This window comes from Pseudomonas sp. Pseusp11 (assembly GCF_047304405.1).
Taxonomy (GTDB): Bacteria; Pseudomonadota; Gammaproteobacteria; order Pseudomonadales; family Pseudomonadaceae; genus Aquipseudomonas.
The window spans coordinates 1-20916 of record NZ_JBGLZF010000007.1; the positions used below are offsets into that span (position 1 = coordinate 1).

Genomic DNA, 20916 nt, shown 5'->3' on the forward strand with positions numbered 1-20916 from the left:
CACTTTCGAAAAGCGCGAAAGTAACCAAAGCGCTCTTGCCCCTTTCGTTCGGTGCCTCGCCTTGGCTCGGCATGCCCAAGCTCCGGGGCAGGGACCGGGGGGCCCCCCCCCCGGCGCGGTTCCCGGCAAGGCGGCTGCGATGAACAAATCCCCTTCCCTGGCACAGCGCTGGCGCGGTTCAAGCAACCTGATCCCCGCCCTGCTGTTCCTAGGTCTGTTCTTTCTGGCGCCGTTGATTGGTCTGTTGCTGCGTGGCGTGCTTGAGCCGACGCCTGGCTTGGGCAACTACGAACAACTGTTCGCCAACTCGGCTTATGCGCGGGTCTTGCTCAACACCTTCTCGGTGGCCGGTCTTGTAACCCTGTTCAGCCTGCTGCTGGGCTTTCCCCTGGCATGGGCAATCACGCTGGTGCCCCGTGGCTGGGGCCGCTGGGTGCTCAACATCGTGCTGCTGTCGATGTGGACCAGCCTGTTGGCGCGAACCTATTCCTGGCTGGTGCTGTTGCAGGCCTCCGGGGTAATCAACAAGGCGCTGATGGCAATGGGTATCATCGATCAACCCCTGGAAATGGTGCACAACCTGACCGGCGTGGTGATCGGCATGAGCTACATCATGATCCCGTTCATTGTGCTGCCATTGCAGGCGACCATGCAGGCCATCGACCCGATGATTCTGCAGGCCGGTTCGATTTGCGGCGCCAGCCCCTGGACCAATTTCTTCCGGGTGTTCCTACCGCTGTGCCGGCCGGGGCTGTTCTCCGGTGGCCTGATGGTGTTCGTGATGTCCCTCGGTTACTACGTGACCCCGGCCCTGCTGGGCGGCGCGCAGAACATGATGCTGCCGGAATTCATCATTCAGCAGGTGCAGTCGTTCCTCAACTGGGGACTGGCCAGCGCCGGCGCAGCCTTGCTGATCGTGATCACGCTGGTGTTGTTCTACTTCTACCTGAAGCTCCAGCCGGAATCCCCGGTTGGCGCCAGCAACGCGAGGTAAGCCGTCATGCTCCTGACCCCCAATGCCATGAGCCGCCGGATGCGTTTCGGCCTGTACTTCACCACCGGGCTGATCGCGTTGTTCCTGCTGTTGCCGATCGTGTTCATCGTGCTGCTGTCCTTCGGCTCCTCCCAGTGGCTGGTGTTCCCGCCACCGGGCTGGACACTGAAATGGTACGGCCAGTTCTTCTCCAACGCCGACTGGATGAACGCCGCCATGGCCAGTCTCAAGGTGGCGGTGCTGACTACGATCTGCGCCGTAGCCCTGGGCTTGCCGACTGCGTTTGCCTTGGTGCGCGGGCGCTTCCCGGGACGGGAAATGCTCTATGGCCTGTTCACCCTGCCGATGATCGTGCCGCTGGTGATCATCGCGGTGGCGGTGTATGCGCTGTTTCTCAAGCTCGGCTACACCGGGACCATGTTCGCTTTCGTGGTCAGCCACGTGATCGTTGCGCTGCCGTTCACCATCATCTCGATCATCAACTCGCTGAAGCTGTTCGATCAGTCGATCGAAGATGCCGCGGTGATCTGCGGTGCCTCGCGCCTGCAAGCGGTGTTCAAGGTGACCTTTCCGGCAATCCGCCCGGGCATGGTCGCCGGTGCGCTGTTCGCGTTCCTGGTGTCGTGGGATGAAGTGGTGCTGAGCGTGATGATGGCCAGCCCGACCCTGCAAACCCTTCCGGTAAAAATGTGGACCACCCTGCGCCAGGACCTGACGCCTGTGATCGCCGTCGCCTCGACGCTGTTGATCGGCCTCTCGGTATTGGTCATGGTCATCGCCGCCGCCGTTCGCCGGCGCAATCAAATCAGCGCCTGAGCGCCCAGGAGAACGACATGAGTGCCGTCATCAAAGATTCCGCGCAGCAGAACGACAAACCACTGGTCAGCCTGCACAACCTGAACAAGTACTACGGCGACTTCGCCGCCGTGGACAACATCTCGCTGGACATCAAGGACGGTGAATTCCTCACCTTCCTGGGCTCCAGCGGCTCCGGCAAAAGCACCACCCTGTCAATGCTCGCCGGGTTCGAAACCCCGAGCAGCGGCGAGATCCTGGTCAATGGCCAATCGCTGGTCAACGTGCCGCCGCACAAGCGCGACATCGGCATGGTGTTCCAACGTTACTCGCTATTCCCGCACCTGTCGGTGCGCGACAACATCGCGTTCCCGTTGTCGATTCGCAAACTAGCCCCCGCCGAACGCGAGCGCCGGGTCGATGCCATGCTCAAACTGGTACAGCTTGAGCAGTTTGCCCATCGCCGCCCCTCCCAACTTTCCGGTGGTCAGCAGCAACGGGTAGCGATCGCTCGGGCGCTGGTCTATGAGCCACGTATTTTGCTGATGGACGAACCCCTCGGCGCGCTGGATAAAAAGCTGCGCGAAGACTTGCAGGACGAACTGCGTCAACTGCATCGGCGGCTCGGTATCACCATCATCTACGTGACCCACGATCAGGAAGAAGCCATGCGTTTGTCCCAGCGCATCGCGATCTTCAGCCATGGCAAGATCGTTGGATTGGGCAGTGGCTTTGACCTGTATCAGAATCCACCGAACGCCTTTGTCGCCTCGTTCCTCGGCAACTCCAACTTCCTCAAGCTCAAGGCCCAGGGCAATGCGGTGGCTTCGTTTGAAGGCCAGTCGTTGTCGATTCGCCTGACTGCCGGCCTGCAAACCGATCAGGATGTATTGCTGATGGTGCGTCCGGAAAAAGCATTGGCCCTGAGTGTCGAACAGGCCAGTCAAGAACCGTTGGCGGCGGGCTGGAATGAAGTCTCGGCCAACGTGGTGGAAGTGCTGTTTCTTGGGGAAAGCCAGACCTGCAGCGTGGTCACCTCGGGTGGTACGTCGATGACCGTCAAGGCCCTCTCTGCGGCCGGCATGCCACTCAAGGCCGGCGACCCGGTGCGCGTGCGCTGGGCGACGGCGGATGCTTGCGTTTATACCGAATGGGCGGAAAGCGATTTGAACAAGGCTGCTGGCGCGCATTAGTCCTACGTCGGCCCATGCCAGTGGGCCGCACGATATCTATCACTCTCAGGTCGCCGCAACGTCGGGTTGCGGCGGCCTTTTTTGTTCTTGGGTTGGTGGGGATATCCATTTCTGCGGGCTATACAAAAAGCCTCAAAGTAACCAAAGGGTTCTTGCCCTTTCGTTCGGCCCTTCGCCTGGGCTCAGGGTGCCCGTGTTCCGATCCTGCTCCATGTGGCCCGCCTCCATCGGCTGTCCATGACCGGGAGCGACTAACCCAGCATTCATGCCGGATTGTCCACTGAGCAGCACCTGAACGAAGCCTCTCGAGGAAGTGAAGCAGCCTACCGGCCGCCCCACTTCAAGCGCACGTGTTGGAGCTGCCGAAGGCTGCGATCTTTTGATCTTGCTGTTTTTGATTTGATCTTGATCTGCCTGCCTCTTTCCCAGAGGCGAGCGTAGGCATTACGCAGGGCGGAATCCTACGCCACCGTTACCACAAAAATGGATATGTACGCCGATCCCAAGCAGCCATTGCCGCAGAAACAAAAATGCCCGGCATAAGCCGGGCATTTTCAGACGGGTATTAGACGGGAGTTGATTAGTCGGTATACCCCAGCTGCGCAGCTTTGCTCTGTTGCGTATGGCCACGCGTAGCCAAACAGTAGTAAAGCGGACAAGTCGCCACCAACCCCACCAGCCACGACATATCCGCGCCCTCGACCAGATTGGCATACGGCCCGACATACAACGACGTATTGGCAAACGGCAGCTGCACGATAATCCCGATGAAGTACGCAACGATCGCATGCAGATTGAAGCGTCCATAGATCCCGCCATCAGCGCGGAAGATCGACGCGATGTCGTAATGACCACGCTTGATCACATAGAAGTCGATCAGGTTGATCGACGCCCACGGTACCAGTACCAGCAACAGTGCCAGGATCAACCCGATGAACTGCGAGATGAAGTCCGCCGAAGCGCCCAACGCGACGACACAGCAGCCCGCCAGCACCCCACTCGACAGTACCACCCGCAGCCTGATGCTCGGCGTCCACTGGCTGGCGAAGGTCTGGATCGAGGTGATGATCGACAGCACCGCGCCATACAGATTCAAGGCGTTGTGGCTGATGATGTTGAGCAAAAACAGCACCATCAGGATCGGCCCCAGCCAGCCGGTGGACTGTTTCACCGCGGCCATCGCTTCAGTACCTTCCGGGGTCGCCAGCACCGCCACCGCGCCGAAGCTAAACGACAGAATGGTGCCCAGGATCGCGCCCAGGTAAGTGGCCCAGAACGGTTTGGCGATACCGATATCCGCTGGCAGGTAACGGGAATAGTCCGACACATAAGGCGAGAAACTGATCTGCCAGATGATCCCCAGCGACACCGTGGCGAGCCAGCCGGAGAGGTTGAAGCTGCCGCGAGTGAGGAAATCCGATGGCAGTTCATGGGCGAAGATGTAGATAAACCCGGCAAGCAGTGCGCTGCCCATCACCCAAGTACCGATGCGGTTGAGGGTGTGGATGAAGTTGTAACCGATCACACCAATGGCTGTGGCACCAAGGGCACCGATGATGATACTCAACGGCACCGGGACCGAAGGCGCGATACCAACAATCGACTTGCCGGCCAACACGATGTTGGAAATGAAGAAGCCGATGTAGATCAGCGCGGCGAAAAACACAATCAGCAGCGCGCCATAACGGCCGAACTGGCCACGGCTCTGGACCATCTGCGGAATGCCCATACGCGGGCCCTGGGCCGATGCAAGGGCGATCACCAGCCCGCCGAGCATATGCCCGAGGGCAATCGCCAGCAGCCCCCAGAACAGGTTGAGGTGAAACACCTGAACCACCATCGCCCCCGTCACGATCGGCAACGGTGCAATGTTAGTGCTGAACCATAAAGTGAACAGGTCGCGGGCCTTCCCATGGCGTTCCGCGAGAGGGACGTAATCGACCGTGTGATTCTCGATCAACGGGTCTTGCCGGGACATCTGGGACATGTGCATGAACTCGAGTTTGTCTGATCTTATAGTTGTACGAAGCCAAACCGGGGGTGCGCTTTGGCAGCCCCTCAGATGCGAACCATATTATGGTATTCCAACTTTTTCACAAGGCTGATCCGATACTTTACCGGTAATCTGATCTGCACCTTCTGGGGCCGTCAGTACTCAAATTCGCGCCACAAACCCCGAAAACGTTGGGCTTTATGCCCTCGACATGCGTTTATCGGCAAAGATAAAAAGCCCTTGCAAACTATGTATTACGGTATACCATCAGACCTATAAATTCATAAAAACCACCTCACAGCACCCGAGGACCCTCCAATGATCGATGCCGCCATCTACAAACAAGTCATGGGCTCGTTCCCGTCCGGGGTGACGGTCATCACCACGCTGGATGACGATGGACAAATCGTCGGTCTCACCGCCAGCGCATTCAGCTCGCTGTCCATGGACCCGGCCCTGGTGCTGTTCTGTCCCAACTACAGTTCCGATTCCTATCCCGTATTGATCAAGAACAAACGCTTTGCCATCCACGTCCTTTCCGGCGGCCAGCAAAGCGAAGCCTATGCTTTCGCCCGCAAAGGCAAGGACAAGGCGCAAGGGATCGAATGGACATTGAGCGAGCTGGGCAACCCGATCCTGGCCAACGCCACGGCCGTCATCGAATGCGAGTTGTGGCGCGAATATGAAGGCGGCGACCACGCGATCATGGTCGGCGCCGTGAAGAACCTGATAGTGCCGCAGCACACCGCCGGCCCGCTGGTGTACTGCCACGGCAAGATGGGCGCCCTGCCCGTCCTCGCCTGAACCGACAGCCAATAACAAAGATTAGAGGTAAGCGTCATGAAGTTTTCCCTGTTCGTGCACATGGAACGTTGGGACGAAAGCGTCAGCCACCGTCAGTTGTTCGAAGACCTGACCGAACTGACCCTGATGGCCGAGGCCGGTGGGTTCAGCACCGTGTGGATCGGCGAACACCACGCCATGGAATACACCATCTCGCCAAGCCCGATGCCGTTGCTGGCCTATCTGGCCGCCAAGACCACCACTATTCACCTCGGCGCCGGCACCATCATCGCGCCGTTCTGGCACCCGCTGCGGGTGGCCGGTGAATGCGCGCTGCTGGACGTGATCAGTAACGGTCGCATGGAAGTCGGTCTGGCCCGTGGCGCGTATCAGGTGGAGTTCGATCGTATGGCTGGCGGCATGCCCGCTTCTTCCGGCGGTCAGGCGCTACGGGAAATGGTCCCGGTGGTGCGCGCCCTGTGGCAAGGCGACTACGCCCACGATGGCGAGATCTGGAAATTCCCCACCTCCACCAGCGTGCCCAAGCCGATCCAGAAGCCCAACCCGCCGATGTGGATCGCCGCCCGCGACCCGGATTCGCACAACTTCGCCGTGGCCAACGGCTGCAACGTTATGGTCACGCCATTGATGAAGGGCGACGAAGAAGTCCTCGACCTGAAGAACAAGTTCCAGACCGCCCTCGACAACAATCCGAACGTGCCGCGCCCGCAATTGATGGTGCTGCGCCACACGCATGTGCATGCGGCTGATGACCCTGAGGGCTGGAAAGTCGGGGCCAAGGCAATCTCCAAGTTCTACCGCACTTTCGATGCCTGGTTCGGTAACAAGACAACGCCGGTCAACGGTTTCCTGGAACCGAGCCCGGAAGAGAAATTCGCCGGTCGCCCCGAGTTCGAACTGGAGAGCCTGCACAAGACTGCGATGATCGGCACCGCGGAAGAAATCATCCCGCGCATCAAGTACTACCAGGAACTGGGCGTCGACGAATTCAGCTTCTGGTGCGACAACAGCCTGCCCCATGCGGAGAAGAAAAAATCCCTGGAGCTGTTCATCAAGCAGGTGGTGCCGGCGTTTCGCTGAGGTCACCGGTCAGGCTTTGCGATAAAACCCTGATCAGCAAAACGCCGGCTCATGCCGGCGTTGTGCTGTCCGCGCCAGACCTCAATGGTTGTAGGCACGCTCATTGTGCTCGGCCAGATCCAGCCCCATGTCCTCCACCGATTCATCAGCCCGTAAGCCGACCAGGACATTGACGAGTTTGAGAATGACCCAGCTCACCACGAAGCAATAGACCGTGGTCAGCGCAACGCCTTTGATCTGCGCCCAGACTTGTCCTCCCAGGGTCACGCCCTCCACCAGCCCGCCCATAGATGGTATGCAGAACACCCCGGTCAGGATCGCGCCAATCATCCCGCCGATACCGTGCAAGCCGAACACGTCGAGACTGTCGTCATAACCGAAGCGACGTTTCAGCACGGTGACGCTCAAGTAGCAGAACACCCCGCACAGCAGACCAATAGCCAACGCACCTCCAACGCCGACATAGGCGCACGCCGGCGTGATGCCCACCAGACCGGCCAAAGCCCCACTGGCCAGGCCCAGGGCACTTGGCTTGCCGACCTTGAACCACTCGGTGAACATCCAGCCGAGAATCCCGGCGCAAGCGCCCAGCTGGGTGTTGAGCATGACGATGCCGGAGGTGCCATTCAGACCGCCGCCGGAGCCGATGTTGAAGCCGAACCAGCCGACCCAGAGCATGGCCGCACCGGCCATGGTCAGGCTCAAGTTATGGGCCGGCATTGGCTCGTTTTGGTAACCCTTGCGTTTGCCCAGAATCAGGCACGCCGCCAGCGCTGCAACACCCGCATTGATATGTACCGCGGTGCCACCGGCAAAGTCGAGGACGCCCCAGTTATGCATCAATGCCCCCGAACCACCCCAGACCATGTGCGCTACCGGGGCGTACACGAGGGTGAACCACAGCGCCATGAACAGCAGCGCCGCCGAGAACTTCATGCGTTCGGCGAATGCCCCGGCGATCAGCGCCGGGGTGATGATGGCGAAGGTCATCTGGAAGGTCACAAACACCCCTTCCGGAATTTCGCCTACCAAGCTATCGGGGGTCATACCCGCCAGAAAGGCCCGGCTCAAGCCGCCGACGAAGCTGTTAACGGTCACCTGTCCCTCGACCATGCCGGTGCTATCTACCACCATGCTGTAGCCGTAGATCACCCAAAGCACGCCGACCACCCCCGCGATACCAAAGCACTGGGTAAACAACGACAGCATGTTTTTTGCGCGAACCAGACCGCCGTAAAACAACGCAAGGCCTGGCAGACACATGAACAACACCAACACGGCGGCGGTGACCATCCAGGCGGTGCTGCCGGTGTTCAAAGTCGGTGCATCGGCCGCCTGCGCCAGTGGTACGACCGCGACGGCGGCCAGTAGGCCGATAAGGGACTTGCCGAGAAGACGATTGACCATGTTCAAAGCTCCTGCAAAAGAAATGGGAAGTGTCGGGCAGTGAGCAAGGTGAGTGTGTACGGGTCTCTTGGGAGACTCTTGATCGTTGGGCAAGCCTGCGGCGATCCGGCAGGCCAACCGAAATATGTGTGGCGAGAGGGCAAGCCCCCTCGCCACAGGTTATCTCACCGGTATCAATAACCACCCGAGCCCGGAACCCAGTTGGTCCCCGCCAATGGCACCCGGGCCATGGCAGCCGACTCCACCGTCAATGCCACCAGATCCTCGGGATCGAGGTTATGCAGGTGCGACTTGCCGCACGCCCGGGCCATGGTCTGCGCCTCCAGCACCAACACCCGCAGGTAGTTGGCCAGACGCCGACCGCCTTCCACTGGGTCCAGGCGTTTGGACAGTTCCGGGTCCTGCGTGGTGATCCCGGCCGGGTCACGACCGTTCTGCCAGTCGTCATAGAAACCGGCGGCCGAACCGATCTTCTTCAGCTCATCATCCAGTCGTGGGTGGTTGTCGCCCAGCGCGATCAGTGCCGCCGTGCCAATGGCCACCGCATCTGCGCCCAGGGCCATGGCCTTGGCCACGTCGGCGCCATTGCGAATACCGCCGGAAACAATCAGCTGCACCTTGCGATGCATGCCCATCTCCTGTAAAGCCTGTACCGCTTGCGGGATGGCCGGCAGAATCGGAATCCCCACGTGTTCGATAAACACTTCCTGAGTCGCCGCGGTGCCGCCCTGCATACCGTCGAGGACAATCACGTCGGCGCCGGCCTTCACCGCCAACTTGACGTCGTAGTACGGCCGGCTCGCGCCGATTTTCACGTAGATCGGTTTTTCCCAATCCGTGATTTCGCGGATTTCGGCAATCTTGATCGCCAGGTCATCCGGGCCGGTCCAGTCCGGGTGACGGCAGGCGCTGCGCTGGTCGACACCGATCGGTAGCGTGCGCATGCCAGCGACTCGCTCAGTGACTTTCATGCCCAGCAGCATGCCGCCGCCACCAGGTTTGGCGCCCTGGCCCAGGACGATCTCGATAGCATCAGCCTTGCGCAGGTCGTCTGGGTTCATGCCGTAGCGCGATGGCAAATACTGATAAACCAAGTGCTGGGATTGACCGCGTTCTTCTGGGGTCATTCCACCGTCACCGGTAGTGGTGCTGGTGCCGGCGATGGTCGCGCCACGGCCCAGGGCTTCTTTAGCATTGGCCGACAACGCACCGAAACTCATGCCGGCGATGGTCACCGGAATCTTCAAGTGAATCGGCTTCTTGGCGAAGCGGTTGCCGAGGATCACATCGGTGCCGCACTTCTCCCGATAACCTTCCAGCGGGTAGCGTGAAACACTGGCGCCGAGCAGCAGCAAGTCATCGAAGTGCGGCAGCTTGCGCTTGGTGCCACCGCCACGAATGTCATAGATGCCGGTCTCGGCGGCACGCTGGATTTCCTGGATGGTCAGGCGGTCGAAGGTCGCGGACTCACGCAACACTGGAGTGCCTGCTTTTTGGGTAGTAGGGTCGCTCATGTCTATTCTCCTCGCGCGGATCAGTACGCGGATGCGTTATCGACTTTGAAGTTGTACAACTGACGGGCGGAACCGTAGCGCTTGAAGTCAGCCGCGTCGTGCTCGAAACCAGCGCGGTTGAGTAGCCCTTGCAGCTCTTCCAGGTGCTCGGCGCGCATCTCTTTTTCAATGCAGTCCGAGCCCAGGGACTCGACGGTACCCTTCACGTAGATGTGGGTTTCGTACAACGAATCGCCCAGCGCATCGCCGGCATCACCGCAGACCACGAGACGACCAGCCTGGCCCATGAAACAGCTCATATGGCCGATGCTGCCGCCGACCACGATGTCGATGCCTTTCATGGAAATCCCGCAGCGTGCCCCGGCATCACCTTCAATCACCAACAAGCCGCCATGGGCCGTGGCACCTGCTGCCTGCGAGGCGCTGCCTTTGACCCGGACGTAGCCGGACATCATGTTCTCGGCGCAACCAACACCGACATTGCCGTGGACGGTGATCGAAGCTTTCTGGTTCATGCCGGCGCAGTAGTAACCGGCGTGGCCCTGAATATCGATGGACACGGCTTGGTTCACCCCGACCGCAAGGTTGTGCTTGCCGTTCGAATGAGTCACTACCCACTCGCGGTGTTCAACGTTGTTGACCTGGTCGTGCAGCGCCTGATTGAGGTCGCGCACGGTGGCAACGGAAAGATCGATGGTTTTCATGTGTGCGCCCCTTAAGCTGACTCGCGTTCCCAGATGTACATAGTGGCCGGTGCCGGTTCCCAGACCCTGGCGTGTTCGATCCCCGGCAGGCTCGACAGCGCCTGGTATTCGGAAGCCATGGCGACGTAGTCGTCGGTCTCGGCGAGGATCGCCGGCTTGCAGGCAATCGGGTCGCGGATCACCGCAAAGCCGTTGCGGGTGCCGATGGCGAAGGTGAAGAAACCGTCCAGGTCTTCCAGCGAATGGTCCAGTGCCTCCTTCAACGAATCGCCCTGTTGCAGGCGCCAGGTCAGATAACCGGCGGCGACTTCAGTGTCGTTGTCGGTTTCGAAATGGATGCCTTCGCGCTTGAGTTCCTGACGCAGGCGGAAGTGGTTGGAAAGCGAGCCGTTGTGCACCAGGCACAGGTCGGCGCCGGTGGAGAACGGGTGGCTGCCTTCCATGGTCACCGCGCTTTCGGTGGCCATCCGGGTGTGGCCGATGATGTGGCTGCCCTTCATGCCGGCCAGGCCAAAGCGTTGGGAAATCTCCTGGGGCAAGCCCATGCCCTTGAGGATTTCGATGCTCTGCCCGGCGCTCATGATGCGCACACTCGGCGCCAGCTCCGCGAGGGCCAGACGTACTGTCGTCTCTTCGGCATTGACCTTGAGCACGGCAGCACTGGCGTTCTGGAACCAGTCCAGCGAGCAGCCGAGACGCCCTTCCAGCTCACCCATCAGGGTTTTCCAGTCAAAGCCTTCGGTGGTGGCCTGTAGGGTCAGCTTGACCCAGCCCTCGGCCACTTCATCGCCGTAGATGGCAAAGCCGGCACTGTCCGGGCCACGATCGGTCATGGCCTGCAACATGGGTTCAAACAGCTGGCCGAGCTGAGATTCCAGCTGCGGATTTTTCAGATAAAGACCTACGATTCCACACATATCAAGTCTCCTTCGGAGGCAGTGAACACCCGACGCCATGCCGGGTGCCCGAATGATTGTCAAAGTGCACAGTCAGAAAAATTCGGTGTAGCGCTGGATTTCCCAGTCAGAGACATGGCGGCTGTACTCCACCCACTCCATGCGCTTGAGCTTGATGAACTCGCCGACGATCTGCGGGCCCAGCATCTCGGCGAACAGCGGGTCGGCTTCCAGCGCGTCGCAGGCTTCCTTGAGCGATTGCGGCAGAGTCTTGATGCCCCGCGCAGCGATCTGCTCAAGGCTCAGGCTGTAGAGGTTTTCATTGCAGACAGTGTCGATTTCCAACTGGCGGTCGATGCCATCCAGGCCGGCCGCAATGATCGCGGCGCTGACCAGATAGGGATTGCAACCGGCGTCCGGCAGGCGGAATTCGAGGCGGCCGTAAGGCACCCGCACCATCGCCGAACGGTTGTTGGCGCCGAAGGCAATAAAGGCCGGCGCCCAGGTCGCGCCGGACAACGAGTTGCCCACCACCAGACGCTTGTAGGAGTTGACTGTCGGCGCGGCGAAGGCACAGAGCGCCGGGCCGTGGGCCAGAAGACCGGCGGCGAAGTGATAAGCCAGTTTCGACAGGCCCATACCGCTCGGGTCACTGGCGTCATGGAACAGGTTTTTGTTCTCGGCGCTGCTGATCGACAGGTGGAAGTGCATGCCGTTGCCGGCGCGTTTCGGGTCCGGTTTGGGCATGAACGAGCAGATCATGTCCAGGTCATTGGCGATCTCGCCGGCGGCCATGCGGAAGAAGGTGAAGCGATCCGCCGAGGTCATGGCGTCGCTGTAGGTGTAGTTGATCTCGAACTGGCCGTTGGCGTCCTCGTGGTCGATTTGATAGACCTCGAAATCCACCGCCTGCAAAGCCTCGGTCAGCCGCTCAAGAAACACCCGGGAGCGCGACAGGCCTTTGTAGTCGTAGCAAGGTTTGTCCAGGTTGTCGCTGAGGTCGACCAGTTGCAGCTTGCCCTGCTCATCGCGGCGCATCAGGTTGAACTCGGGCTCCAGACCGGTGTTGAGGGTCCAGCCCTTTTCTTCCAGGCGTTGTACTTGTTGCTGCAGCACATAACGGCTGTCATAGGGATGGGGCTTGCCATCGACATGGCCGATGCACACCACCCGCCCGTAACCCGGTTGCCAAGGCACCGGGGTCAGCGTCGACAAGTCGCCGCGGGCCATGAAGTCCGGACCGTGCGGTTCCATGCCCATGCCGCTGATCGCGAACCCGGCAAAACCTGCCCCCTCTTCGGCCACGGTCTTGAGCCCACAGATGGGCACCGACTTGGTTTTGGCCGCTCCGTGAATATCCACAAACTGCGCAAGCACATACTTGATCCCGTGCTTGTCGATGATGCGCTGGGTTTCTGCTGGCAACATTGCTCGTCACTCCTGGCGAAAGGCAAAACAGGTGGATGGGCCTTGACTGACTTTTTATTCCTAAAAAGAAAGTTAGTTTCCCGCCAGGAATGCAAAGCCCTTGCCAGATTCGCGAGTGAAGGGTTGAATCGCCGAGAAAAGCGCTTTTGTACTGTATATATGGGAAAATTCTTTTCCCGGTGGGAATACCGCCCCGATGGATGCGAGCCGAGCACCGCGATTTGCACTTTCTCAGTGCGAAACTAATATTACTGAACGGAAAGTGTGCAGGATCTGATGACTATGCCGACCGAAACCGCTCCGCGCCTCAAGCTTGAGCAATACCTGGGTTTACAGATCAAGCGCCAACGCCAGGCGCAGGATCTGAAGCTGTCCGATGTGGCCAAGATTGCCGATATCAGCCAGGGCATGCTGAGCAAGATCGAAAACGCCCAGGTGTCCACCAGCCTCGATACCCTGAGCCGTCTGTGCGACGTGCTGGGCCTGCCGTTGTCGAAATTGTTCAGCGAATACGACCAGCAAGATGGCAGCGCGTTGTTGGTCAAGGCTGATCAGGGCATGGAAGTGGTTCGGCGAGGGACCGAGAAAGGTCACACCTACCATCTGCTCAATCACACCCGTGGGCCGAAGAAGAGTTTCGAGGCGTACATGGTGAGCATGGATGACGCGAGTGAAGAGTTTCCGACCTTCTCCCACCCGGGCACCGAATTCCTGCACTTGCTGGAAGGTGAACTGATTTATCGCCACGGCAATCAGCTGTACCGCATGGAAGCCGGTGATAGCCTGACCTTCGAAGGCGAAATTCCCCATGGCCCCGAGCAACTGGTGCAGGTGCCGATCCGTATGCTGTCGATCATGAATTACGGCAACGACAAAGAGTAACGCCCCCCCCTCTCCCTCGCTTTTCAGATGCCTTGAGGTCGGCTCATGCCGATCTCACGCTTTTTCCTGCCAGTTAAAAAACTTTCACAAAAGATCTGGACGCCACGCGGCCATTCCCCTATAAAGCCACCATCAGGAATATATTATTCCCTACAAGAAAATGCGCTCATGGATGAGCCTGCTGTCCGCTGATGATTTTTTTCGCTATGCGATGAACTGCCGCCATCATCCCGAGGACGTGTCATGCAACACGAAAAAAACCATTTCATTATCAAGATCACCTGTCCCGCGGTGTCCGGCATTGTCGCTGCCGTCACCACCTACCTAGCGGACAACGGTTGCTACATCGGGGAGATGGCGCAATTCGACGACGACTTCAGCGGCCAGTTTTTCATGCGTGCGGTGTTCCGTTTCAACGACGGTCATCAGGGCGACATTCAGCAGATCAAGGACGGTTTCGCCGACGTCGCCCAAGCGTTCGACATGGCCTGGGAACTGCACGACACCCGCGAGCCAATGCGCGTGCTGCTGATGGTCAGCAAGTTCGACCACTGCCTGACCGACCTGCTCTACCGCTACCACAAGGGCGAAATGGACATGACCATCACCGCCATCGTCTCCAACCACCTCGACTTGCGGCCAATGGCCGAACGCGAGGGCATCCGCTTCATCTACCTGCCTGTCACCAAAGACACCAAAGCCCGGCAGGAAGCCGAGCTGATGAAAATCGTCGACGACACCGGCACTGAACTCGTGGTGTTGGCGCGCTACATGCAAATCCTCTCCGACGATCTGTGCAAGCAACTCTCGGGCCGGGCGATCAACATTCACCATTCGTTCCTCCCCGGTTTCAAGGGTGCCAAGCCCTATCATCAGGCCTACCAGCGCGGTGTAAAGCTGATCGGCGCCACGGCGCATTACGTCACCAGCGATCTCGATGAGGGGCCGATCATCGAGCAGGAAGTGCAGCGTGTCGATCATGTCTATCTTCCCGACGACCTGGTCGCCACCGGGCGTGACACCGAAACCGTGGCCCTGTCCAAGGCGGTCAAGTACCACCTGGAACACCGGGTGTTCCTCAACGAGGACAGAACGGTGATCTTCCGGTGAACGCGCCCCGACTGATTGACGGCAAAGCCGCCGCCGCCCGTGTGCTGGCGCAGGTCCGCGAGGACGTGGACAGCCTGCGCGAGCAAGACATTCAACCGGCACTGGCGGTGATTCTGGTGGGCAGCGACCCGGCCAGCCAAGTCTACGTGCGCAACAAAATCCTGCGCGCCGAAGAGGTCGGTATCCGCTCCGTGGAGCACCGGTTGTCAACGGATACCAGCACCGAACAGCTACTCAATATTATCGCCTGCCTGAATGCTGACCACTCGATCAACGGCATTCTCTTGCAACTGCCGTTACCGGCGCATATCGACGAATTACGTGCGCTGGAGGCCATCGGCCCGGACAAGGACGTCGACGGTTTCCACAGTGAAAACGTCGGCGGACTGAGTCAGGGTCGCACGGTACTCGCGCCCTGCACGCCCAGTGGCTGCCTGTACTTGCTGGAGCAAACCTGCGGCGATCTGCGCGGCAAGCATGCGGTGGTGGTCGGCCGCTCGAACATCGTCGGCAAGCCCATGGCCGCGCTGCTGCTCAAATCTGACTGCTCGGTGACCGTGCTGCATTCGCGCAGTCGCGATGCAAAGGCCCTGTGCCGTCAGGCAGACATCGTCATCGCCGCCGTGGGTCGGCCACGGTTGATCGACGCCAGCTGGCTCAAGCCCGGCGCGGTGGTGATCGACGTCGGTATCAACCGCATCGACGACGATGGCCGCAGCCATCTGGTGGGCGATGTCGACTTCGACAGCGCCCTACCCCACGTCGCGGCAATCACTCCGGTACCCGGTGGCGTCGGCCCTATGACCATCGCCTTCCTGATGAAAAACACCGTGACCGCAGCCCTTGCGCAACACCAGGCCCAACGCAGCCAATCGGAGGCCGTATGCCATTCAATCTATTGAAATACGGGCTGAGTTCGGAGTACCCGGTGGAAGTGGATTTGCCGCCACCGAAGGAACTCAAATCGAGCTATGACGTGGTGATCATCGGTGCCGGCGGCCATGGCCTGGCAACTGCTTACTACCTGGCCAGGTACCACGGCATCACCAACATCGCGGTGCTGGAAAAGTCCTACCTGGGCGGCGGCAACACGGCCCGCAACACCGCGGTGATCCGCTCCAACTACCTGACCAGCGAGGGCGTACGCTTTTATGCCGAGTCGGTGCGGATGTTCCAGGGGCTGTCCAACGAGTTCGATTTCAACATCATGTACTCCGAGCGCGGCCAACTGACCCTGGCCCACACCGATGCCACGGTGCGTTCGTTCCGTCAGCGGGCCGAGGTCAACAAACACTTCGGCGGTCGCACCGAGATGATCGACCGCCAGCAGATCCGCGAGCTGGTGCCCAGCCTCAACCTCGATCCCGGCCATTTGCCGGTGCTCGCCGGGCTTTGGCACATCGACGGTGCCACCGCGCGCCATGACGCCGTGGCCTGGGGCTATGCCAAGCAGGCGGCCAAACGCGGCGTGGAAATCCACCAGCTCACCGAAGTCCAGGACCTGATCATCGAGAACGGCGCCATCACCGCCGTCAAAACCAATCGCGGCACCATCAAGTGCGGCTGCGTGGTACAGGCGATTGCCGGCCACAGCTCCTTGCTGATGGCCAAGGCCGGGATCCGTTCACCGATCCAGACCTTCCCGCTGCAAGCGATGGTCACCCAGCCGTTCAAGCCGTTTCTTGATCCGCTGGTGAGCTCTTCGGCGCTGCATTGCTACGTGCAGCAAACCAGTCGTGGCGAAGTGGTGTTCGGCGGCGGCTCCGATCCCTATCCATTGTTCAATACCCGGTCGACCTTGGACCTCAAGGAAAGCCTGCTGGCCCACGCCATCGAGATGTTCCCGTTCCTGGCCAACGCCAAGCTGATGCGTCAATGGGCCGGCATCACCGACATGACTCCGGATTACAGCCCGATCATGGGTCTGTCGCCGGTGAAGAATTACTACCTCGACGCCGGCTGGGGCACCTGGGGTTTCAAGGCCACACCGATTTGCGGCAAGACCATGGCCGAGTTGGTCGCCAGCGGCGGCAAGGTGCCGGAGCTGATCAAACCCTTCGGCCTCGAACGTTTCTCGACCTTCCAGCAAGTCAACGAAATGGGCGCCACGGCGGCCAGCCACTGACGGAGAGCAGACGATGAAAATCATGACGTGCCCGCTCAACGGGCCGCGCAATATCAGCGAGTTCACCTATGGCGGTGAATTCAAACCCATGCCCGACCCGCTGACGTGCAGCGACGGCGAATGGGCCGACTACGTGTTCAACACCGACAACCTCGCCGGCGTGGTGCGCGAGTGGTGGATGCACACGCCCTCCAGCTACTGGTTTCTCGCGGAGCGGCACGCCGTAACCGACGAAATCCTACGTACCTTTGATCCCAAAGAGCTCTTCAGCACCCGTGTCGAATTCAACGCCGCCGCCAAGGAGATCGCAGGATGAGCCGCCTACCCGCCCCCATGGGCCTGCTGATCGACCGTGATCAGCCGCTGGATTTCAGTTTCGATGGCGACCGTTATCAAGGCTTGCAAGGCGACAGCATCGCCAGCGCCCTATTGGCCAACGGGCGCTTCCTGATCTCCCGCTCGTTCAAATACCATCGCCCGCGCGGCCCGCTGACCATGGCCGGCCAGGATGCGAACAGCCTGGTGCAATTGCCTGAAGAACCCAACGTGCTGGCCGACGCACACGCGTTGTCCGCTGGTTTGCAGGTGACCGCGCAGAACGTCAACGGCTCGTTGGACAACGACCGCGACGCCTACCTCGGCAAGTTCTCAAAATTCATGCCGGTAGGCTTCTATTACCGCTCGTTCTACAAGCCCAAGGGCATGTGGAAAGTCTGGGAGCCGATCATTCGCAAGAAGGCCGGTCTCGGCGTGCTCGATCTGAATTTTCAACCCGAGTACTACGACAAGGCTTACCTGTTCACCGACGTGGCGGTGATCGGTGCCGGGCCCGCCGGCCTGCACGCGGCCCTCACTGCAGCGAATACCGGGGCCAAGGTCTTGCTCATCGAGCAGCAGCCAATTCTTGGCGGCTCGCTGACCTATGCCCGCTTCGATATCGAAGGTAAAAGAGCAGAAACCCTGCGGCGCGAACTGCTCGCTGCGGTGCAACAGCACGCCAACATCCAGATCCTGACCGAGGCCACCTGCAACGCCTGGTTCACCGACAACTACCTGCCGATGATTCAGGGCAAGCGCCTGTACAAGGTGCGTGCCCGTCAGTGCCTGGTGTGCAGCGGTTCCTTCGACCAGCCGGTGATCTTTCGCAACAACGACTTGCCCGGCGTGATGCTGACCAGCGCCGCACAACGCTTGATGAAACTGTATGCGGTCAAACCCGGCAAGCGCGCAGTGGTGCTGACGGGCAACGATGACGGTTATCTCGCGGCTCTCGATTTGCATGATCAAGGGGTCGAAGTGGCGGCGCTGGTGGACCTGCGTCATACACCGGGAAACACCACCCTGGCGGGTGCGTTGGCGCAACGCAAAATCCGTTGCCTGAGCAACAGCACGGTGTATGAAGCCCTGCACGAAAAAGGTATGCGTCATGTCACTGGCGTCGACATACGCAAGATCACCGCGCAGGGTCAGGTCGCCGAGAGCGGGCTAATCCTGGACTGCGACTTGTTGTGCATGTCCGCCGGTTATATGCCGGTCTATCAGCTGCTGTGCCAGGCCGGCGGAAAACTGGTCTACGACGACCAGCGCGCCGAGTTCACTCTCAGCGGCCTGCCAGAAAACCTCGCGGTCGCCGGCTCGGTCAATGGCCACCATGGGCTGGACAACGTCATCGCCGATGGCGTGAACGCCGGTGCCGATGCGGCGCTCGCCCTGGGTCTAGAGGTTGGAGCCCAGCGTACATCTTTCGGTACAGAAGCCCGGGTCAACTTCAACTGGCCGATCTTCCCTCACCCCAAGGGCAAGGACTTCGTCGACTTCGACGAGGACCTGCAAGTGGCCGATATCGTCAACGCCACCCGGATCGGTTATCGCGACGTGCAACTGGTCAAGCGTTACTCCACCGTCGGCATGGGTCCGTCTCAGGGTCGTCACTCGGCGTTGCCGACCGCACGCCTGGTGGCCTGGGCGACCCAACGCAACATCAGCGAAACCGGTGTGACCACGGCACGACCACCCTTTGTCGCGGAGAAACTGGCGCATGTCGCCGGCCGTGCCTTCGCCCCGTACCGGCAAACACCAATGCACGCGCGTCACCTGCAAGCCGGGGCGAAAATGATGCCCGCCGGAATCTGGCAACGTCCGGCCTATTACGGCAGCACCAAGGATCGCGAACGCTGCATGCAAGCCGAAGCCTTGCACGTGCGCAACAAGGTCGGCCTCATCGACGTCTCGACCCTCGGCGGCCTGGACGTGCGCGGCCCGGACGCCGCCGAGCTGCTTAACCGGATGTACACCTTTGCCTTCCTCAAACAGCCGATCGGTCGTTCCCGTTATGCGCTGATGACCAATGAGCACGGGGTGGTGATCGACGATGGGGTCTGCGCGCGGTTTGCCGAAAATCACTTCTACGTCACTGCTACCACCAGCGGCGTCGACCGGATCTATCAGCAGATGCTCAAGTGGAATGCACAGTGGCGCCTGGACGTGGACGTCGCCAACGTCACCGCGGCCATCTGCGCGGTCAACGTCGCCGGGCCCGACTCACGCAAAGTGCTGGAGAAAGTCTGCAGCGACCTCAATCTGAGCGCTGAAGCCTTCCCTTATCTGGGCGTGCGTCAGGGCACGATCGCAGGCATCAAGGCGCGCTTGTTGCGGGTCGGTTTTGTCGGCGAACTGGGGTATGAAATCCACGTTCCTGCGCGCCATGGTCTCAAGCTTTGGGATGCGCTGATTGAGGCTGGCAAAGTCCACGACATCCGCCCCTTTGGCGTCGAAACCCAGCGCCTGCTGCGCTTGGAAAAAGGCCACGTCATCATTAGCCAGGACACCGACGGCATGACCCACCCAGCGGAAATCGACATGGGCTGGGCGGTCAGTCGCACCAAGCTGTTCTTCGTCGGCCGACGCTCGGTGGACATCCTCGAAGCCCAGCCGCTGAAACGCAAACTGGTGGGCTTCACGTTGCCCAAGGGCAGTCTGCAACCACTGGAAGGTCATCTGGTGCTCAACGGCCCGGACATCAGCGGCAACGTCACCTCCTGCGAGTACTCCACCACGCTGGGCAAGATCATTGGCCTGGCCTACGCCGGCATCGACCAGAGCGCACCGGGCCAACAGATTCCGATCCGCGTCGAAGGCGGCATCGTGGTCCAGGCCGAGGTGGTGACGTTGCCCTTCTTCGATCCCGACAATCAACGCCAGGAGCTTTAAGCCATGACCAGCCTGAACGAACAACACCGCATCGGCCAACAGGCACTGGCACCTTTGCCAGGCTGCAGCCTGACGGACCTGACCGACTTGCCGCGGGTCGGCTTTCGCGGCGCGCACAGCGCCGAGTACCTGCGGGGACGCGACTTTGTCCTGCCGGACGCGCCCAACCGTGCTGTGACGCAAGCCGATAACAGCCAGGTGGCGCGGCTGTCGCAGGCCGAATACCTGCTGCTGGGCAGCTCCGAGGATCAGGGCGAACGAATAGCTGACGAAGAGGCCCGGTGGGAACTCGATCATCACTCCAACTACCTGCTGCCTCGTCAGGACAGTCATGCGTGCTTTCAGCTGACGGGGGAACACTTGAGTGAAGTGATGGCCAAGCTGTGTGGCGTTGATCTGAGCCCACAGGCATTCGGCCCGGGAGCGGTGGCTCAGACGTCGGCGGCACGAATCAATGTGATAGTGATCAACTCCAGCACCGCGCAGCAGGCGAGTTTGCACATCCTTTGTGATCGGGCGTCGAAAGCGTATTTCCGAGAGGCTTTGCTGGATGCCATGCAGGAGTTTTCGGGATGACAACGGATGATTCGCTCAATCCCCGACGTACCGCACCTGCGCTTCCAGCATCATTAAAGGGTGGTGTTTGAGAGTCTTCTACTAATCACCAGCTTACTCATGGCCGTCGGTACAGCGCGCCTGCTCCCCGCCGGGTCTTGCCATCAACTTGACCAGGGTAAAGGGGTAGACGCCGCTGTCCATGACCGCATTTGCTTTTAGCCTC

Annotated in this window: 18 protein-coding genes; 12 read left to right on the forward strand and 6 right to left on the reverse strand. The window is 60.2% G+C overall.

Annotated elements, in window-relative coordinates; all coding sequences use genetic code 11:
- Positions 1-61: 61 nt before the first annotated feature.
- Genes ACCC96_RS07615 through ACCC96_RS07625 form a run of 3 tightly spaced genes read left to right on the forward strand, consistent with a single transcriptional unit; the run spans position 62 to position 2982 of the window.
- A complete protein-coding gene (locus ACCC96_RS07615; protein WP_413695553.1) occupies positions 62-994 on the forward strand; it encodes an ABC transporter permease in 933 nt (310 codons plus the stop codon).
- 6 nt (positions 995-1000) lie between these two features.
- A complete protein-coding gene (locus ACCC96_RS07620) occupies positions 1001-1810 on the forward strand; it encodes an ABC transporter permease (protein WP_413695373.1) in 810 nt (269 codons plus the stop codon).
- Positions 1811-1827: 17 nt separating this feature from the next.
- On the forward strand, positions 1828-2982 hold the full coding sequence (locus ACCC96_RS07625) for an ABC transporter ATP-binding protein (RefSeq protein ID WP_413695374.1): 1155 nt from the start codon (positions 1828-1830) through the stop codon (positions 2980-2982).
- Positions 2983-3562: 580 nt separating this feature from the next.
- Here the strand turns inward: ACCC96_RS07625 and ACCC96_RS07630 are convergent.
- The gene (locus ACCC96_RS07630; protein ID WP_413695375.1) at positions 3563-4969 is read right to left on the reverse strand and encodes a purine-cytosine permease family protein; all 1407 of its coding nucleotides are present in this window, start codon (positions 4967-4969) and stop codon (positions 3563-3565) included.
- A gap of 324 nt (positions 4970-5293) precedes the next feature.
- Between ACCC96_RS07630 and ACCC96_RS07635 the strand changes: the two genes are divergently transcribed.
- A complete protein-coding gene (locus ACCC96_RS07635; protein WP_018927703.1) occupies positions 5294-5779 on the forward strand; it encodes a flavin reductase family protein in 486 nt (161 codons plus the stop codon).
- A gap of 36 nt (positions 5780-5815) precedes the next feature.
- Positions 5816-6859 (forward strand): LLM class flavin-dependent oxidoreductase, encoded by a 1044-nt coding sequence (locus ACCC96_RS07640; RefSeq protein WP_413695376.1) that lies wholly within the window; start codon positions 5816-5818, stop codon positions 6857-6859.
- 81 nt (positions 6860-6940) lie between these two features.
- On the opposite strand, the gene ACCC96_RS07645 is transcribed toward ACCC96_RS07640, so the two are convergent.
- The 5 genes from ACCC96_RS07645 to glnT form a co-directional block, all read right to left on the reverse strand.
- Complete coding sequence (locus ACCC96_RS07645; protein WP_413695377.1) at positions 6941-8266, reverse strand: ammonium transporter; 1326 nt, start codon at positions 8264-8266, stop codon at positions 6941-6943.
- 173 nt (positions 8267-8439) lie between these two features.
- Positions 8440-9780, reverse strand: coding sequence for an FMN-binding glutamate synthase family protein (locus ACCC96_RS07650; protein ID WP_413695378.1), 1341 nt, complete (start codon positions 9778-9780; stop codon positions 8440-8442).
- Positions 9781-9800: 20 nt separating this feature from the next.
- Positions 9801-10484: a protein glxC gene (locus ACCC96_RS07655; protein WP_413695379.1), complete on the reverse strand. Its 684-nt coding sequence runs from the start codon at positions 10482-10484 to the stop codon at positions 9801-9803.
- Between the two features lie 11 nt (positions 10485-10495).
- Positions 10496-11401, reverse strand: coding sequence for a class II glutamine amidotransferase (locus tag ACCC96_RS07660; RefSeq protein WP_413695380.1), 906 nt, complete (start codon positions 11399-11401; stop codon positions 10496-10498).
- A gap of 72 nt (positions 11402-11473) precedes the next feature.
- Entirely contained in the window at positions 11474-12808 is a 1335-nt protein-coding gene (gene glnT / locus ACCC96_RS07665) for a type III glutamate--ammonia ligase (RefSeq protein ID WP_413695381.1), read from the reverse strand.
- A 282-nt stretch (positions 12809-13090) separates the two neighbouring features.
- Between glnT and ACCC96_RS07670 the strand changes: the two genes are divergently transcribed.
- The 7 genes from ACCC96_RS07670 (at position 13091) to ACCC96_RS07700 (ending at position 20711) form a co-directional block, all read left to right on the forward strand.
- Positions 13091-13690, forward strand: a complete 600-nt coding sequence (locus ACCC96_RS07670) for a helix-turn-helix domain-containing protein (protein WP_018927696.1) — start codon at positions 13091-13093, stop codon at positions 13688-13690.
- A 243-nt stretch (positions 13691-13933) separates the two neighbouring features.
- The gene (gene purU / locus ACCC96_RS07675) at positions 13934-14800 is read left to right on the forward strand and encodes a formyltetrahydrofolate deformylase (RefSeq protein ID WP_413695382.1); all 867 of its coding nucleotides are present in this window, start codon (positions 13934-13936) and stop codon (positions 14798-14800) included.
- Positions 14797-15702, forward strand: a complete 906-nt coding sequence (gene folD / locus ACCC96_RS07680; protein WP_413695383.1) for a bifunctional methylenetetrahydrofolate dehydrogenase/methenyltetrahydrofolate cyclohydrolase FolD — start codon at positions 14797-14799, stop codon at positions 15700-15702. Before purU ends, folD begins: the two co-directional genes overlap by 4 nt.
- The gene (locus ACCC96_RS07685; protein WP_413695384.1) at positions 15684-16925 is read left to right on the forward strand and encodes an FAD-dependent oxidoreductase; all 1242 of its coding nucleotides are present in this window, start codon (positions 15684-15686) and stop codon (positions 16923-16925) included. The genes folD and ACCC96_RS07685 overlap by 19 nt, the downstream gene beginning before the upstream one ends.
- A gap of 13 nt (positions 16926-16938) precedes the next feature.
- Positions 16939-17241 (forward strand): sarcosine oxidase subunit delta, encoded by a 303-nt coding sequence (locus ACCC96_RS07690; protein WP_413695385.1) that lies wholly within the window; start codon positions 16939-16941, stop codon positions 17239-17241.
- Entirely contained in the window at positions 17238-20135 is a 2898-nt protein-coding gene (locus tag ACCC96_RS07695) for a 2Fe-2S iron-sulfur cluster-binding protein (protein ID WP_413695386.1), read from the forward strand. Before ACCC96_RS07690 ends, ACCC96_RS07695 begins: the two co-directional genes overlap by 4 nt.
- A gap of 3 nt (positions 20136-20138) precedes the next feature.
- The gene (locus tag ACCC96_RS07700; RefSeq protein WP_413695387.1) at positions 20139-20711 is read left to right on the forward strand and encodes a sarcosine oxidase subunit gamma; all 573 of its coding nucleotides are present in this window, start codon (positions 20139-20141) and stop codon (positions 20709-20711) included.
- Positions 20712-20916 lie beyond the last annotated feature (205 nt).